Here is a 15,537-nt window from a genome sequence, read left to right as displayed (position 1 = left end):
ACCCAGGTGTGGACCGGCGTTCTACGCTCGCGGCCATGACGGATGCGCGGTTGCGGTACGGCAGGGCCTCCCTCGCCTTGAGCTTCCTGGTGCAAGGGGTGACCTTTGCGCTGCTCGTGACGCGCATCCCCGCCATTCAGGACCGGTACGGGATATCCGACGGGCTGCTGCCCGTCTTCCTGGCCGCTGTGCCTGTTCTGGCGGGGGTCGCCAGTGTGGCCACCGAGAAGGTGGTCGCGCGGGTACGTCCCGGGATCGTGCTCAGGTGGGCGCAGCCCGTCGTGCTGCTGGCCCTGCTCGGTGTGGGTGCCGGCAGCGAGGTCTGGCACGTGGCCGTCGCACTCGGCCTCTTCGGGCTCGCGGTCGGGGCTCTGGACGCCTCGATGAACATGATGGGCGTCAGTCTTCAGCGGGCGTACGGGCGGAGCATCATGCTCGGGTTCCACGCCGCGTACAGCCTGGGCGGCATAGCCGGTGCGTCGATGGCGTGGGCGGGGGCGCACTGGGACCTTTCGTTGCTGGTGTCCTATCTGCCCGCGGTGGTCGTCCTGCTGCCCGCAGCCCTGATCGGCAGCCGGTGGTACACCGAGGGGAAGGCGGGCGGGGCCCCGCTCGCGGCGGATCCGGGTCACGGTGCGTCCGTGCCCTTCCGGCTTCTTCTGCCGCTCTGCCTGGTGATGGCCTTCGCGTACATAGGGGACTCGACGGTCTCCAACTGGAGTGCGAAGTACCTGCAGGACGTGCTGGGCGGCTCGGAACAGCTGGCGACCCTTCCGTACAACGTCTACATGGTGACGACACTGCTGGGGCGGGCGGTAGGCGACCTCGGGGTGCGGCGGTTCGGGGCGGTGTCCGTGGTGCGGGGTGGCAGTGTGCTGGCCGCCGCGGGGTTCGCGGTGGTGGCGGTGGCTCCCGGTGCCTGGTGGGGGATGCTCGGCTTCACGCTGCTGGGGCTGGGGCTCTGCGTGATCGTGCCGCAGACCTTCGCGGCCGCGGGGAGGATGTTCCCCGGCGCGAGTGATGTGGCCGTGGCCCGGCTGAACGTCTTCAACTACGTGGGGTTCCTCGTCGGGTCGCCGCTCGTCGGGGCGCTGGGGGACGCGTGGAGCTACCGCGGCGCGATGCTCGTGCCGATGGTTCTGGTCCTGGCGACGCTCGTGTACGCCCGGTCGTTCGGCGCGGAACCCGACCGATACGGTGGCGGGCATGAGCGGGCGCGCGCAGCTGATGTGGGATGAGGCAGTAACGGGATACGACTTCGGGTCCGGTCACCCCATGGATCCGGTCAGACTCGCCCTGACGATGGGGCTGGTGCGGGCGTTCGGGCTGGACGGGTCGGTGGACGTCCGGTCGGCCAAGTCCGCGGGTGACTCCACCTTGCGGCTCGTGCACCGGGAGGACTATGTGGCGGCCGTCCGTGCGGCTTCCTCGGATCCAAGGGCCGCGGACCAGGCGTACGGGCTCGGGACGGTCGACGATCCCGCCTTCGCGGGTATGCACGAGGCTTCCGCGCTGATCGCGGGGCTGTCGGTGGGGGCGGCGGAGGCGGTGTGGCGCGGGGAGAGCCGGCACGCCGTGAATTTCACGGGCGGGCTGCACCACGCGATGCCCGGAGCCGCCTCGGGATTCTGCGTGTACAACGACCCGGCGCTCGCCATCGCCCGGCTGCTGGAGCTGGGTGCGGAGCGGGTGGCGTACGTGGATGTGGACGTCCACCACGGGGACGGGGTGCAGGCGGCGTTCTGGGAGGACCCCCGGGTTCTGACCGTGTCGCTGCACGAGCATCCGCGCACGCTGTTCCCGCAGACCGGGTGGCCTGAGGAGACCGGGGCCGGGGCGGGTGACGGTGGTGCGGTGAACGTGGCTCTGCCGGCGGGTACGGGCGACGCGGGGTGGCTGAGGGCGTTCCACGCGGTGGTGCCGGAACTGCTGGAGGACTTCCGGCCGCAGGTGCTGGTGACCCAGCACGGTGCCGATACGCACTTCGAGGATCCGCTGGCGCATCTCGCGGTGTCGCTCGACGCCCAGCGGGCCGTCATGACGGCCTGTCATGAGCTTGCCCATGCCTATGTGGACGGCGGCCGGTGGGTGGCGCTGGGCGGAGGCGGTTACGCGGTGGTTGATGTGGTGCCGCGGTCCTGGACCCATCTCGTGGGGATCGCCGCGCATGCGCCGGTGGACCCCGAGTCGGTCATTCCGTCATCCTGGCGCGATGAGGTGTACGCCCGTACACGGCAGTTGGGCCCCGCTCGGATGACCGACGGCCGTGTACCGGAGTGGCAGCCGTGGGAGGACGGGTACGACCCCGCGGACCGGCTGGACCAGGCGGTGCTGGCCACCAGGCGGGCGGTGTTCCCGCTGCGAGGCCTGCTGGCCTGAGGAAGGGTTACGCCAACGGGGGGCGGTATCCGGGTTCCGGCCCGGGGGCGCCTGCGGTGCGGGAGCATCGGAGGGTGTTGAGCACCGGAGCGCTGCGCGCTCATCTGCTGGCGGCCCGGCTCGCCGGGCCCGTGGCCACGCCGCGGGAGACCAGTCTGCGGAGTTATCGGCTTTTCGCCGCGAGGGACCCCCGTGTGCTGCTCGGACTCGCTCCGGACCGGGCCTGGGGAGAGCGTGACCTGCTGCGGCTGATGGCCGACAAGTGCGGGGTCTCGGACGATCCTGGCCATGTGTCAGGTCCGGATGTGATCGATCCGGAGCGGACCCTGGCCGCTCTGGACGCGTTCGCGGAGCGGCTCGCAGGGGCTGCGGAGAGGCGGGCGCCGGTGCTGTTCGGCACCGGGCATCCGCACCGGCTGCTGGGGTTCTACGCCGATCTGGCAGACGCTTTGTCGGCGGCCGGGTGCATGGTGCTCACCTCCGCGCAGGGCCGCTGTGTCGACATAACGACCCGGTTCGGCGTACGCACGTACAACCTTGACTACGTACGAGGTGTCGCGCTGGTGCGCGAACCGGGCGTGCGGGTCCCGGGGAGTGCCACCGGCGCACATACCCACTCGCCGCTGCCGGTTCGGGCCGTGCTGGAGGAGGCCGTGAAGTGCCGTGGGGTGCTGCCCGAGCTGGTGGTCGGGGACCACGGGTGGGTCTGCGGGGCAGGTCAGCTGGGCATCGAGGCCATCGGGCTGGCGGATACGGATGACCCCGCGTTGTTCGTGGGTGAGGCGGAGGGGCAGGTGTCCGTCGTCGTTCCGGTTGATGACGGCGTGCGGTCGGACTACTACCGGCCCCTTACTCGGTATGTACTCAATCGGGCGTGTCTGTCACGGTAGGCGGCCGATCGTCTCACCTCTTCCCCACTCGCATCACCCGCCCCTAATCTGGGGAGTGAGCGCACAACGACGAAGAGTCACCGGAGGGGAAGCCGGTGCGCGTCTCGTGCGGAAGGTACAGGTGGGTCATGGCTGCTGGCAGTGAGAGGCCTCTCAACGAGGTCAAGTTTCTGACCGTGGCGGAAGTCGCCTCGGTCATGAGGGTGTCGAAGATGACCGTGTACCGCTTGGTGCACAGCGGTCATCTGCCGGCGATCAGGGTGGGAAGGTCCTTCCGGGTCCCGGAGCAAGCGGTTCACGAGTATCTTCGCGAGTCCTTCGTGGGGGTGGAGTCGGCCTGACGTTGCCCTCGGATTACGTCCCTCACCCGGTGGCGGGTAGGCTAGGCCGACGTAGGTCGTGTGGGCCCAGACGCCCCGCACCAGTGAAGAAGAAGTGAGCGAGGGTAGTCGTGGGCTCTGTTATCAAGAAGCGGCGCAAGCGGATGGCCAAGAAGAAGCACCGCAAGCTGCTCAAGCGCACGCGCGTTCAGCGTCGCAACAAGAAGTAAGCGAACGCAGTTCGTGAGTCCGAGGCCCTTTCGCCGTTCCGGCGGGAGGGCCTCGGCGCGTTCCGGGGCCGCGTCCCGGGCCCCGTGTCCCCGCTCCGGCTCCATGCGGCGGATCCGGTGGTATTTCCCGTCATCGGTTCGGTAAAGCCCGCCTGGGGTCGTCACAGGGAAACATCCACCGACTACGGTGACGGCCAGGGGAAGACCCCGCTCGGTGAACGATCGACGGAAGGCGCTGATCTTGGGGAAGATCGTGCTGGTCACAGGCGCCGCCCGGCAGCTGGGCGGCCGTTTCGTGCGGCGTATCCAGCGCGACCCCGGCGTGGACCGGGTGATCGCCGTGGACGCGATCGTGCCTGGGCACCAGTTGGGCGACGCCGAATTCGTCCTGGCGGACATCCGGCAGTCGGCGATCGCAAGGGTCCTCGCCGAGTATTCCGTCGACACGGTCGTCCATCTGGACGTGTCCGCGAAGGCGGTCGGCGCGGGCGGCCGGACGACGGTCAAGGAGACCAACGTCATCGGCACCATGCAGCTGCTCGGCGCCTGCCAGAAGTCTCCCGCCGTCCAGCGGCTGGTGGTCAAGTCCAGTACGAACGTGTACGGCTCCGCGCCCCGCGACCCCGCTGTCTTCACCGAGACGACGCCGCCCAAGTCCCTGCCCAGCGGAGGGTTCGCCAAGGACGCGGTGGAGGTCGAGGGATACGTCCGCGGCTTCGCGCGCCGCAGGCCCGACGTGGCCGTGTGTGTCCTGAGGTTCGCGAACATCCTGGGTCCCGAGCCGGACTCACCGCTCGCCGACTATCTGGCGTTGCCGGTCCTGCCGACGGTCCTGGGGTACGACCCCCGGCTGCAGTTCGTCCACGAGGACGACGTCGTCGACGTACTGGAGATCGCCGCTCGCGAGCCCCGGCGCGGCACGCTGAACAGCGGCACGTTCAACATCGCGGGCGACGGCGTTCTGCTGCTCTCGCAGTGCTCACGCAGGCTGGGGCGGCCGACCGTGCCGCTGCTGCTGCCGGCCGTCACCTGGGTGGGATCGGCGCTGCGTACGATCGGCATGACGGACTTCTCGCCGGAGCAGATCAGGCTGCTCACCCACGGCAGGGTGGTCTCGACCGTACAGATGCGCGAGACGCTGGGTTTCCGGCCGAAGTTCACCACGGCCGGGACCTTCGCGGAGTTCGCGCGGAGCCGGGGGCCGGGGCTGCTGCCGCCCGAGAGGGTGGGCAGGGCGGTCGGGAGACTGGCCGAACTGCCGCTCGGCGCGGGACCGGCGGGTACGACACATTCGACTCACGGCGCCAGGTAGAGGAGCGCGACCGACGATGGCGGACGCCAAGGTCATTCCCTTCGACGACGACCGTTCGCGCTCCGGCGCGGGGCGGCGCAGAGCCGTGCTGCCGGGCGGGCGGGGCCACGGCCCCGGGGCGGCCGGTCCTGCGCCCGTGAGCGCCCTGCCGGGCGGTCAGGTGCCGGAAGGGGCCGCTGAGGCCGTCGGTGCCGCCTCCCAGGACGGCGGGGAGGGGTCCAGGAGCGGCTGGGACCGGCGGGTCGCGGGCGGGCTGGCGTTTCTGCGGCGTCGGCTCACGGGTGACTACGACGTCGACGAGTTCGGCTACGACAAGGAGCTGACCGACCAGGTCCTCATGTCGGTGCTGAGGCCGCTCGCGGACAAGTACTTCCGGGTCGAGGTGAAGGGCATCGAGAACATCCCGTCGGAGGGCGGGGCGCTCATCGTCGCCAACCACTCCGGGACGCTGCCGCTGGACGGGCTGATGCTCCAGGTCGCGGTTCACGACAACCACCCGGCCGAGAGGCATCTGCGGCTGCTGGCAGCCGATCTCGTCTTCATGCTCCCGGTGGTCAACGAGCTGGCGAGGAAGGCCGGGCACACCCTCGCCTGCGCGGAGGACGCGGAGCGGCTGCTGCAGGGCGGTGAGGTCGTCGGGGTGATGCCGGAGGGCTTCAAGGGCATCGGGAAGCCGTTCAGCGACCGGTACAAGCTGCAGCGCTTCGGGCGGGGAGGGTTCGTGTCGACGGCGCTGCGGGCCGGGGTGCCGATCGTGCCGTGCTCGATCGTGGGGGCGGAGGAGATCTACCCGATGATCGGCAACTCGAAGACGCTGGCCCGGGTCCTGGGGGTCCCGTACTTCCCGATCACGCCGACCTTCCCGTGGCTGGGACCGCTGGGCGCGCTGCCGTTGCCGACGAAGTGGACGATCCAGTTCGGGGAGCCGATCCCCACGGACGGGTACCCGCCGGAGGCGGCGGAGGACCCGATGCTGATGTTCAACCTGACGGACCAGGTGCGGGAGCAGATCCAGCACACGCTGTACAAGCTGCTGGTGCAGCGCAGGTCGGTCTTCTTCTGACAGCGCTGCACGGCGCGCTGTACGTCACGGCGCGCTGTACGCGAGGCGGACGAGGAGAGGGGGCCGTCCGTCCGGACGGCCCCCTCTCCTCGTGCGGAGACCTCAGGGCTCGACGTTCTCGCTGTCGATGCCCAGGCCGGGCAACAGGCCCGGGAGAAGCGGCGGCAGCGTGACGTCGGGTGCGGGGGACGCCTCGGATGTGCCGCCCGGGGACGACGGGGTGGTCCCGTCCGTCGGAAGGTCCTCCAGCAGGCCTTCCGCACCGCCGTCGAGCAGGCCGTCCGCCGGGCCGCTGCCGGAGCCCGAGGGCTTCGGGGCGGTGCTGCCGGTGGAGGCGCTGTCGTCCGGTGCCGCGGAGGAGGCGGGAGCTCTGCGGTCAGGGGCCGACGAGCCCCGGTCCTCCTGGGTGGAGCCGGCGGGCGGCGCGCCCTCCCCGGTGCCCGGTGTGCGGGGCAGCAGGGACTTCAGCGGCGCGACTTCCTGGTCCATGGCCTCGAAGACCGAGCTGACCCTGTCGCTGATGTCGGTCAGTTGGACGGGGAGCCGGTCGCGGAGGCTGCTCCAGCTCGCGCGGTGCGAGCGGGAGAAGGAGTCCAGGGTCTGGATCGGGCCGAGGGAACCGTCGCGCTGGTAGGCGGTGTGGAGCAGGCGGTGGCCCTCGGTGGCGTCGTGTGTCATGCCGTGGAGAGCGCGTCTGACCTCGCCGATGGATTCATGGTCCATCTCGCCGGAGCGGCCGCGTTCCATCAGCCGGCGGGCCTCGTTGAGACGTGTCGACGCCTGGTCGAGGTAGACCTCGCCACGGTCGGCGTCGCCGTCGGCCATGCCGAGACTGATGTCCTCCATGCCGCGCTTGAGCGGGTAGAGGGAATCACCCGGCAGGGCGTCGGAACTGGCAGCGGCCACTCCGCCGAATGCTCCCGCGGCCACACCGACCGTGAGCCCGCCCGCGGTGAGGCCTTTCGCCCAGCGGGAGCGGGGACGCAGCCTCCGGATCGGGGAGGCCCGGTGGGCTCCCTTGCTCCGCTGTTCGGGCACCGTAGGGCCCGTGGACGCACCGCCTTCGGCGAACATGGTCTCCATGGCCGCGACGAGCTGGGCTCGTTGCACCACTTTGACCTCGGGATCGAATTCCGGCTCCGGTAGCTCACCGAGGCCGTTCGCCAGGGCCAACAGCGTTCCGTGGTCGGCCGGTTGGGCCGGGTCCTCGGGCTGTACGGCCGCCGCACCCTGGGGGGACTGCTCCTCCAGGGCCTGGGCGAAGGCGTTCGCCCGCCGGTGTGCCGAAACGTTTGCGATCACTGGCGGCACCTCCTCTCGTCATGACGGTCGACTCCCCTGAGGGTCCGGAAGGTTGCCCACCGGAGACGTTTCCACGCGATCGAGCGAGTGGAAACGGTCAGGTGTGGCGACAGGGGGCCTGCATCCGGCACAACGAGTGGCGCGGCAGTTGGGTTACGGACAGAGGATGATCCGATCGGTGTGTCACGAACACGTCACGGATGGTGACGTCAGCGGGCGTCGTCCGGCAGAAGTCGTGCGAGTGTTCGCACGGCTCGGTACTGCAAGGTTTTGATCGCGCCCTCGTTCTTTCCCATGACCCGGGCGGTCTCGGCGACCGAGAGGCCCTGCAGGAATCTCAGGGTCACGCACTCCTGCTGTTGCGGGTTGAGCCGGCGTACGGCTTGCAGCAGTGCGGCGTTGGAGAGGGACTCCAGGACGGAGTCCTCCGGGCTCCGGGCGACCTCATTGGCGTCGAGCATTTCGCCGGTGGTCACTTCCAGTCGGAAACGACTGGATTTGAAGTGGTCTGCGACCAGGTTACGAGCGATCGTGACCAGCCAGGCGCCGAAGTCGCGGCCCTGCCAGGTGAAGGTGGAGATGCGGCGGAGTGCGCGCAGGAACGTCTCGCTCGTGAGGTCCTCCGCTGTCGCCTTGCCTCCCACGCGGTAGTAGATGTACCGGTACACGGTGTCGCTGTACTGGTCGTACAGGCGGCCGAAGGCCTCGGCCTCGCCGGCCTGCGCGCGCTCGACGAGATCCATCATGCGCGCGCTGTCGCTGTCGGCCGTGGGCCGGCGGACGGCGGGTGCGGTCGCGGCGCCGCGGTTGCTGCGTCTTCCGACGGCCGCGCTGCGTTCGGCCAGCGCATAGCAAGGGCCGGCAGGTACAGGGGTGGCAAATTGGGGGACGGCGTACGCGGTGGGGACGAAGCCGCGCAAGTGGTCGAGGACCGTTGCGCGCAGCGTAGCCAGGCCCGAGGTGTCAACCCCGACGTGTGGGTACACGGGACTCCCAGAGGCAGAGCTTCCATCACGTGCAGTTCGAAAACCGTCACTCGTGGTAGCGGGTGGCGGGCTCCTTGTGCGTCTGAGGAGAATAACGCTTCGTACAGGCAGTGCTACACCCAGTTGCTCAAATCACCGGTTACGTCGCTTCCGTAACCTCTAAGTGACGATTTAGGTGGCACGTGATGACCGGTTATTGATCGAATGGCTTCGAGATGTGTCTGTGGCGGCGACGGGTTGTGGTCGCCCGGACGCAACGCGACTGGCCGGAGCGATGGGTGCACATGCCCGCTGTCCCGCTCCCGAATGGGCGTACGGCTTCGGGCGTGCCGGTCCCGCGCCCCCTCCTGCGAAGGGGGCGGCGGATACGGGGTGAGGGGTCAGCGGCGGCGGCGGTGGAGCGCCACGGCGGCGGCCGTGCCGCCTGCCAGTGCGCCGACGCCGGCCGCGGCCGGGATGCCCACCTTGGCCGCCTTGCGGCCGGTGCGGTAGTCGCGCAGCCGCCAGTCCAGGGAGCGGGCGTGCTTGCGCAGTTTGGAGTCCGGGTTGATCGCGTACGGGTGGCCGACCAGCGACAGCATCGGGATGTCGTTGTGCGAGTCGCTGTACGCCGCGCAGCGTTCCAGGTCCAGGCCCTCGGCCGCGGCCAGTGCGCGTACGGCCTCGGCCTTCGCCGGGCCGTGCAGGGGCTCGCCGACCAGCCGGCCCGTGTAGACGCCGTCGACCGACTCGGCGACGGTGCCCAGGGCGCCCGTGAGGCCCAGTCGGCGGGCGATGATCGTTGCGGTCTCCACCGGTGCGGCGGTGACCAGCCAGACCTTCTGGCCCGCGTCGAGGTGGGCCTGGGCGAGGGCGCGGGTGCCGGGCCAGATGCGGTCGGCCATGTACTCGTCGTAGATCTCCTCGCCGATGGACATCAGCTCGGACACGCGGTGGCCCTTGACGATGGACAGGGCGCTGTCGCGGGCGTCCTGCATGTGCTCCGGGTCCTCGACGCCGGCCAGCCTGAACCAGGCCTGCTGCCAGGCGAACCTGGTCAGTTCCCGGCGCTGGAAGAACTTCCGCTTGTACAGGCCGCGGCCGAAGTGGAAGATCGCGGCGCCCTGCATCACGGTGTTGTCGAGGTCGAAGAAGGCGGCGGCCCGTGCGTCCCCGGCCACCGGGAACACGGGCTCCCGGGCCTCCTCGGAGATGACCGGCAGCTCTTCTGTGCCGGCCGGAAGTGCCGACTTACGCGCGGCCTCGGCTGCGGCCTCGCCTGCGAGCACGCTGCGTGCTGTGGCGGGGCGCCTGCGGGGGGTGAGCCATCCAAGTGCGGCCATGTCGTGAGCATAGCCATTCTGTTCGGCTCTTCCCGACCTGGCGGGATGCGGCGGTGTGAACTCTCCGGGACCGAGGCGTTAAACGGGTGATTCTGCGCTCCCGCCGGCTCCGGGAGGGTCCCGCGAGGGGCGCAGAATGAAGGTATGAGTGCTCTGCTGCGTCGTACGAGGAAGAAGCCCGTGGACCGGGTGGTGACCCTGGTGGGGAAGCCGGGGTGTCATCTCTGTGAGGACGCGCGGCGGGTGGTGAGCGCGGTCTGTGAGGAGACCGGTGCGTCCTGGGTGGAGAAGGACATCACCCAGGACGAGGCGTTGTACAAGGAGTACTGGGAGCAGATCCCGGTGGTCCTGATCGATGACGAGCAGCACACCTTCTGGCGGGTGGACGCGGCGAGGCTGCGCACGGCTCTGCGTACGTGAGGGGGCTTCCTTGGTGAAACCCGGTTAACATCGTGGGCGTTTTGAGTGGTCTCGGGGGCGTGGACATGAGGAGTGTGTACCGTCTTGCCCCCTTCGGGCCCGCAACGGGCTGATGCCGTCCCGGGTTCCGGGATCGCGCAGGGAATATGCGTGACCCCGGTCACTTTGACCAGACAAAACGGACACCATCTTTGTGCACGCGTTCACAAAGACATAGCCTGCTGTCGACGGGGCGGTCATAGGACATACGGCCGCCTGCAGCCCCGCTCATCCCGCAGGAGCACCGTGGCAACTGGCCGAACTCACCGACCGGCGACCCGTAGCCGAGGAATTCCCGAGGCCACTGTCGCTCGGCTTCCGCTGTATCTCCGCGCACTGACAGCGCTCTCCGAGCGCTCGGTTCCCACGGTCTCCTCCGAGGAACTCGCCGCGGCGGCGGGAGTCAATTCCGCCAAGCTGCGCAAGGACTTCAGCTACCTGGGCTCCTACGGCACGCGTGGTGTCGGGTACGACGTCGAGTATCTCGTCTACCAGATCTCCCGCGAACTGGGGCTCACCCAGGACTGGCCGGTGGCGATCGTCGGTATCGGTAACCTCGGCGCCGCGCTCGCGAACTACGGCGGTTTCGCCTCCCGTGGCTTCCGGGTCGCCGCGCTGATCGACGCCGACCCGGCCATGGCGGGTACGCCCGTGGCCGGGATCGCCGTCCAGCACACCGATGACCTGGACCGGATCATCAGCGACAACGGCGTGTCCATCGGGGTCATCACCACCCCGCCCGGCGCGGCCCAGCAGGTCTGCGACCGGCTCGTCGCCGCGGGCGTGACCTCCATCCTGAACTTCGCGCCGACGGTGCTCTCCGTGCCGGACGGCGTCGACGTGCGCAAGGTCGATCTCTCGATCGAGCTGCAGATCCTCGCCTTCCACGAGCAGCGCAAGGCCGGCGAGGAGGCCGCTGCCGACGGCAGGGCGGTCGTGGAATCCGACGAGGAGCAGGCGCCGCCGATGCGCGCCACCCCCGCCGGCCGGAAGGGACCTGACGGGGACATGCCCGCCGTGATGCCGGCATGAGTCTCCTGGTCGTAGGACTGAGCCACCGCAGTGCCCCCGTCTCCGTGCTGGAGCGGGCGTCCCTGGCGGCCGAGGCCCAGACGAAGCTGCTTCAGGACACCCTCGCCGCGGAGCCCGCGACCGAGGCCGCCGTCCTGGCCACCTGCAACCGCATCGAGCTGTACGCGGACGTGGACAAGTTCCACGCGGGTGTCGCCGAGCTGTCCACCCTGCTCGCGCAGCACAGCGGGGTCGGGCTGGACGAGCTGACTCCTTATCTTTATGTGCACTACGAGGACCGTGCCGTCCACCACCTCTTCTCGGTGGCGTGCGGGCTGGACTCCATGGTCGTCGGCGAGGGCCAGATCCTGGGCCAGATGAAGGACGCACTCGCGCGGGGGCAGGAGCTCCACACCGCGGGGCGCCTGCTGAACGACCTCTTCCAGCAGGCCCTGCGGGTCGGCAAGCGCGCCCACAGCGAGACCGGGATCGACCGGGCCGGGCAGTCGCTCGTCACCTTCGGCCTCGAGCAGCTGGCCGACGGCGCCGAGGTGGCCGAGTGGGCGGCCGGCAAGCGTGCCCTGGTGATCGGTGCGGGCTCGATGTCCTCGCTCGCCGCGGCCACCCTGGCCCGCGCGGGCGTCGAGGAGATCGTCGTCGCCAACCGGACCAGGTCCCGTGCCGACCGGCTCGTCGAGATCCTCGGCCAGGCGGGTGTCCCGACGGCGCGCGCAGCGGAGATGACCGAGGTCGCGGGCGAACTGACACGTGCCGACGTCGTCGTGTCCTGTACCGGTGCGACCGGCCTCGTCCTGACGGCGGAGGCCGTCGCCGCCGCGCTCGGCGTCGACTTCGACAACGCGGTCCAGGCCCCCGAGGCACCGGCCACCGCGGCGCCCGACGAGCTGGACCAGCACGCGGCGTGGGTGGAGAACGGTTCCGCCACGTCTGCCGCTCAGGACCGGGCCGTGCGCCGGGTGCCCGTGCGGCCGGCCGTCACCGGTCCGGCCCGGCTCCACCTGCTGGACCTCGCGATGCCGCGTGACATCGACGGGGCGGCCCACCGTGTCGACGGTGTGCGCCTCGTCGACATCGAGTCGCTCGCCGAGGCGTCCGCGGACGCCCCGATGGCCGCCGATGTGGACCAGGTGCGCACCATCGTCGCCGACGAGGTCGCCGCCTTCGGCGCCGCGCAGCGCGCCGCCCACATCACCCCGACCGTCGTCGCCCTGCGCACCATGGCCGCCGATGTGGTGGCCGGCGAGATCGCGCGGCTCGACGGGCGCCTCCCCGACCTGGACGAGAAGCAGCGCGCCGAGATCACGCAGACCGTGCGCCGCGTCGTCGACAAGCTCCTGCACGCGCCCACCGTGCGGGTCAAGCAGCTCGCCAGCGAGCCCGGCGGCGCCGGGTACGCCGATGCGCTGCGGGAACTCTTCGACCTCGACCCGCAGACGGTGGCCGCCGTCTCACGGGCAGACCTGAACGACCCGAATAGAGGGCGGTCATGACCGACAACTCACCCCTGGGCGGGGAGACCACAACACCGCTCCGGCTAGGCACCCGGCGCAGCAAGCTCGCCATGGCGCAGTCCGGCATGGTCGCCGACGCGGTCCGCGAGGTGACCGGGCGTGCCGTCGAGCTCGTCGAGATCACCACGTACGGGGACGTCTCCCGTGAGCACCTGGCGCAGATCGGCGGGACGGGCGTGTTCGTCGCCGCCCTGCGCGAGGCGCTGCTGAGCGGTGAGGTGGACTTCGCCGTCCACTCGCTGAAGGACCTGCCGACCACGCAGCCCGAGGGTCTCGTCCTGGCCGCCGTGCCGACGCGCGAGGACCCGCGCGACGCACTGGTGGCGCGGGACGGTCTGACCTTCGAGCAGCTGCCGCCCGGTGCCCGCATCGGCACCGGTTCTCCGCGCCGCATGGCGCAGCTCAACGCGTATGCCCGCTCGCACGGCCTCGAGATAGAGACCGTCGCCATCCGCGGCAACGTCGATACGCGCATTGGTTTTGTACGAAGCGGGGAGCTGGACGCGGTGGTACTCGCCGCCGCCGGGCTCAGCCGCCTCGGACGCACGGACGAGGTCACCGGTTTCCTGCCGGTCGACACCGTCCTGCCCGCTCCCGGCCAGGGAGCACTGGCGGTCGAATGCGCTGAAAGCAGCGCTGACCTCGCCGCAGCTCTCGCCGAGCTCGACGACCCGTACACCCGGGTCGCCGTGACCGCCGAGCGCGCCCTGCTCAACGCCCTGGAGGCCGGCTGTTCCGCACCTGTGGGTGCGCTGGCAGACCTCCTGGCCGACGGGCAGGTTGTCAACGAACTGCGCCTGCGCGGTGTCGTCGGTTCAACCGACGGTACTTCCCTGGTGCAGCTGTCCATCACCGGTCCCGTCCCCACGTCGCACGACGACGCGGCGGCCCTCGGTCGCGAGCTCGCGGCCGAGATGCTTGCCAAGGGTGCGGCCGGTCTTATGGGGGAGCGAGCACTTTGAGCCCCACCGGCCCTGTCGTATCCGACTTCCCTGTCCTGTCCTCAGGGCATGTCACCTTCCTCGGCGCCGGTCCCGGCGACCCGGGACTGCTGACTCTGCGCGCCGTCGAGGCGCTTGCGAGCGCGGACGTCCTTGTCGCTGAACCTGAGGTTCTCGACGTCGTTCGCTGCCATGCGCGGGCAGGGGTAAGCACACCTGAGATGACGGTTGTTGACGTGGCGTCAACACCCGCCGGAGTACCCGTCCTCAGGGATGCCGCCAATCTTGTCATGGAGGCAGCGAAGGGCGGCAGGCGGGTGGTCCGTGCTGTTACGGGCGACCCTGGCCTGGACGGCAACACGGGTGCCGAGATGCTCGCCTGCGCTGCCGCGGGCGTGCCTTTCGAGGTCGTGCCCGGCATCGCGAACGCGGTCGGTGTACCCGCGTACGCCGGTGTGCCGCTGCGTGACGCGCAGGGCGCGGACGTGCGCTTCGTGGACGCGCGCACCGCGTCGGACCGCTGCTGGTCCGAGGTCGGTGCGAGTGACGCGACGGCCGTCGTGTCCGCGTCGCTCGACTCGGTGGCCGCGGCCGCCGGTGAGCTGGTCTCGGCCGGCCGTAAGCCCGACACCCCGCTCACGGTCACGATCGCCGGGACGACGACCCGCCAGCGCACCTGGACGGCGACCCTCGGGACGATCGCCCAGGTCCTGAAGCAGGCCAAGGTCCTCCCGTCGCCGGACGGGCACCTTCCGGTGATAGCCGTGGTCGGGGAGCGCAGCTCCGCCGCCCAGCGCGACCAGCTCGCGTGGTTCGAGTCCAAGCCGCTGTTCGGCTGGAAGGTGCTCGTGCCGCGCACGAAGGAGCAGGCGGCGTCGCTCTCCGACCAGCTGCGTTCGTACGGCGCGGTGCCGCACGAGGTGCCGACGATCGCCGTCGAGCCGCCGCGCACGCCCCAGCAGATGGAGCGGGCGGTCAAGGGCCTGGTCACGGGCCGCTACGAGTGGATCGCCTTCACCTCGGTCAACGCGGTGAAGGCCGTGCGGGAGAAGTTCGAGGAGTACGGGCTCGATGCCCGCGCCTTCGCCGGGATCAAGGTCGCGGCCGTCGGTGAGCAGACCGCGGCCGCGCTGGTCGACTTCGGTGTGAAGCCGGATCTCGTGCCGTCGGGCGAGCAGTCGGCCGCCGGTCTGCTGGAGGACTGGCCGCCGTACGACCCGGTCTTCGACCCGATCGACAGGGTGTTCCTGCCGCGTGCCGACATCGCCACCGAGACCCTGGTGGCCGGCCTCATCGAGCTGGGCTGGGAGGTCGACGACGTCACCGCGTACCGCACGGTCCGCGCTTCGCCGCCGCCGGCCGAGACCCGGGAGGCGATCAAGGGCGGTGGTTTCGACGCGGTGCTCTTCACCTCGTCCTCGACCGTCCGCAACCTGGTCGGTATCGCGGGTAAGCCGCACAACGTGACGGTGATCGCGTGCATCGGCCCCGCGACGGCGAAGACCGCCGAGGAGCACGGCCTGCGGGTCGACGTCCTGTCCCCTGAGCCGTCGGTCCACAAGCTGGCCCAGGCGCTGGCGGACTTCGGCGCGCAGCGCCGGGACGCGGCCAAGGAGGCCGGTGACCCGGTGACGCGGCCGAGCGAGCGGCGCCCTGGTGCGCGGCGTCGCCGGACGACCACCTGAGGGTCGACGACGGTTGTACGGGCCCGGCAGCTCCTTCACGGAGCGGCCGGGCCCTGCCTGTTCTCCCGGCTGTTTTTCCGGCTGGGCTGTCGGTAAACCGGTGAT

General features: G+C 70.3%; 15 protein-coding genes. 12 read left to right on the top strand and 3 right to left on the bottom strand.

Annotation, left to right across the window (positions count from 1 at the left end; genetic code table 11):
- Nucleotides 1-35 precede the first annotated feature (35 nt).
- The 7 genes from HED23_RS32655 (at nt 36) to HED23_RS32625 (ending at nt 6,194) form a co-directional block, all read left to right on the top strand.
- Nucleotides 36-1,238 (top strand): MFS transporter, encoded by a 1,203-nt coding sequence (locus tag HED23_RS32655; RefSeq protein ID WP_203186915.1) that lies wholly within the window; start codon nt 36-38, stop codon nt 1,236-1,238.
- Nucleotides 1,207-2,379 carry an acetoin utilization protein AcuC gene (locus HED23_RS32650; RefSeq protein ID WP_203186914.1) on the top strand — a complete coding sequence of 391 codons (1,173 nt, stop codon included), beginning with the start codon at nt 1,207-1,209 and terminating at the stop codon, nt 2,377-2,379. Before HED23_RS32655 ends, HED23_RS32650 begins: the two co-directional genes overlap by 32 nt.
- A gap of 74 nt (nt 2,380-2,453) precedes the next feature.
- On the top strand, nt 2,454-3,269 hold the full coding sequence (locus tag HED23_RS32645; RefSeq protein ID WP_203186913.1) for a phosphatase: 816 nt from the start codon (nt 2,454-2,456) through the stop codon (nt 3,267-3,269).
- Nucleotides 3,270-3,397: 128 nt separating this feature from the next.
- Nucleotides 3,398-3,610, top strand: coding sequence for a helix-turn-helix domain-containing protein (locus HED23_RS32640; protein ID WP_014046653.1), 213 nt, complete (start codon nt 3,398-3,400; stop codon nt 3,608-3,610).
- A 110-nt stretch (nt 3,611-3,720) separates the two neighbouring features.
- Complete coding sequence (locus tag HED23_RS32635) at nt 3,721-3,819, top strand: 30S ribosomal protein bS22 (protein ID WP_003948845.1); 99 nt, start codon at nt 3,721-3,723, stop codon at nt 3,817-3,819.
- A 241-nt stretch (nt 3,820-4,060) separates the two neighbouring features.
- On the top strand, nt 4,061-5,131 hold the full coding sequence (locus tag HED23_RS32630; protein WP_203187734.1) for an NAD-dependent epimerase/dehydratase family protein: 1,071 nt from the start codon (nt 4,061-4,063) through the stop codon (nt 5,129-5,131).
- A gap of 16 nt (nt 5,132-5,147) precedes the next feature.
- The gene (locus tag HED23_RS32625; RefSeq protein WP_203186912.1) at nt 5,148-6,194 is read left to right on the top strand and encodes a lysophospholipid acyltransferase family protein; all 1,047 of its coding nucleotides are present in this window, start codon (nt 5,148-5,150) and stop codon (nt 6,192-6,194) included.
- A gap of 102 nt (nt 6,195-6,296) precedes the next feature.
- On the opposite strand, the gene HED23_RS32620 is transcribed toward HED23_RS32625, so the two are convergent.
- The 3 genes from HED23_RS32620 to HED23_RS32610 all read right to left on the bottom strand — a co-directional run bounded on the left by HED23_RS32620 (nt 6,297) and on the right by HED23_RS32610 (nt 9,804).
- Nucleotides 6,297-7,496 (bottom strand): DUF5667 domain-containing protein, encoded by a 1,200-nt coding sequence (locus HED23_RS32620; protein ID WP_203186911.1) that lies wholly within the window; start codon nt 7,494-7,496, stop codon nt 6,297-6,299.
- Between the two features lie 209 nt (nt 7,497-7,705).
- On the bottom strand, nt 7,706-8,482 hold the full coding sequence (locus HED23_RS32615; RefSeq protein ID WP_203186910.1) for an ECF subfamily RNA polymerase sigma factor, BldN family: 777 nt from the start codon (nt 8,480-8,482) through the stop codon (nt 7,706-7,708).
- Between the two features lie 380 nt (nt 8,483-8,862).
- Entirely contained in the window at nt 8,863-9,804 is a 942-nt protein-coding gene (locus HED23_RS32610; protein ID WP_203186909.1) for an HAD family hydrolase, read from the bottom strand.
- Nucleotides 9,805-9,948: 144 nt separating this feature from the next.
- Here HED23_RS32610 and HED23_RS32605 point away from each other — a divergent pair, with 144 nt between their 5' ends.
- The 5 genes from HED23_RS32605 (at nt 9,949) to HED23_RS32585 (ending at nt 15,432) form a co-directional block, all read left to right on the top strand.
- Nucleotides 9,949-10,224 (top strand): glutaredoxin family protein, encoded by a 276-nt coding sequence (locus HED23_RS32605; RefSeq protein WP_203186908.1) that lies wholly within the window; start codon nt 9,949-9,951, stop codon nt 10,222-10,224.
- Nucleotides 10,225-10,509: 285 nt separating this feature from the next.
- On the top strand, nt 10,510-11,295 hold the full coding sequence (locus HED23_RS32600; protein WP_203186907.1) for a redox-sensing transcriptional repressor Rex: 786 nt from the start codon (nt 10,510-10,512) through the stop codon (nt 11,293-11,295).
- Nucleotides 11,292-12,785, top strand: a complete 1,494-nt coding sequence (locus HED23_RS32595; protein WP_203186906.1) for a glutamyl-tRNA reductase — start codon at nt 11,292-11,294, stop codon at nt 12,783-12,785. Before HED23_RS32600 ends, HED23_RS32595 begins: the two co-directional genes overlap by 4 nt.
- Nucleotides 12,782-13,768, top strand: coding sequence for a hydroxymethylbilane synthase (hemC, locus tag HED23_RS32590; protein WP_099177653.1), 987 nt, complete (start codon nt 12,782-12,784; stop codon nt 13,766-13,768). Before HED23_RS32595 ends, hemC begins: the two co-directional genes overlap by 4 nt.
- The gene (locus HED23_RS32585; protein WP_203186905.1) at nt 13,765-15,432 is read left to right on the top strand and encodes a uroporphyrinogen-III synthase; all 1,668 of its coding nucleotides are present in this window, start codon (nt 13,765-13,767) and stop codon (nt 15,430-15,432) included. The genes hemC and HED23_RS32585 overlap by 4 nt, the downstream gene beginning before the upstream one ends.
- Nucleotides 15,433-15,537 lie beyond the last annotated feature (105 nt).

This window comes from Streptomyces pratensis (assembly GCF_016804005.1).
GTDB lineage: Bacteria > Actinomycetota > Actinomycetes > Streptomycetales > Streptomycetaceae > Streptomyces > Streptomyces pratensis_A.
This window is presented reverse-complemented; position numbering and strand designations above follow the sequence as displayed.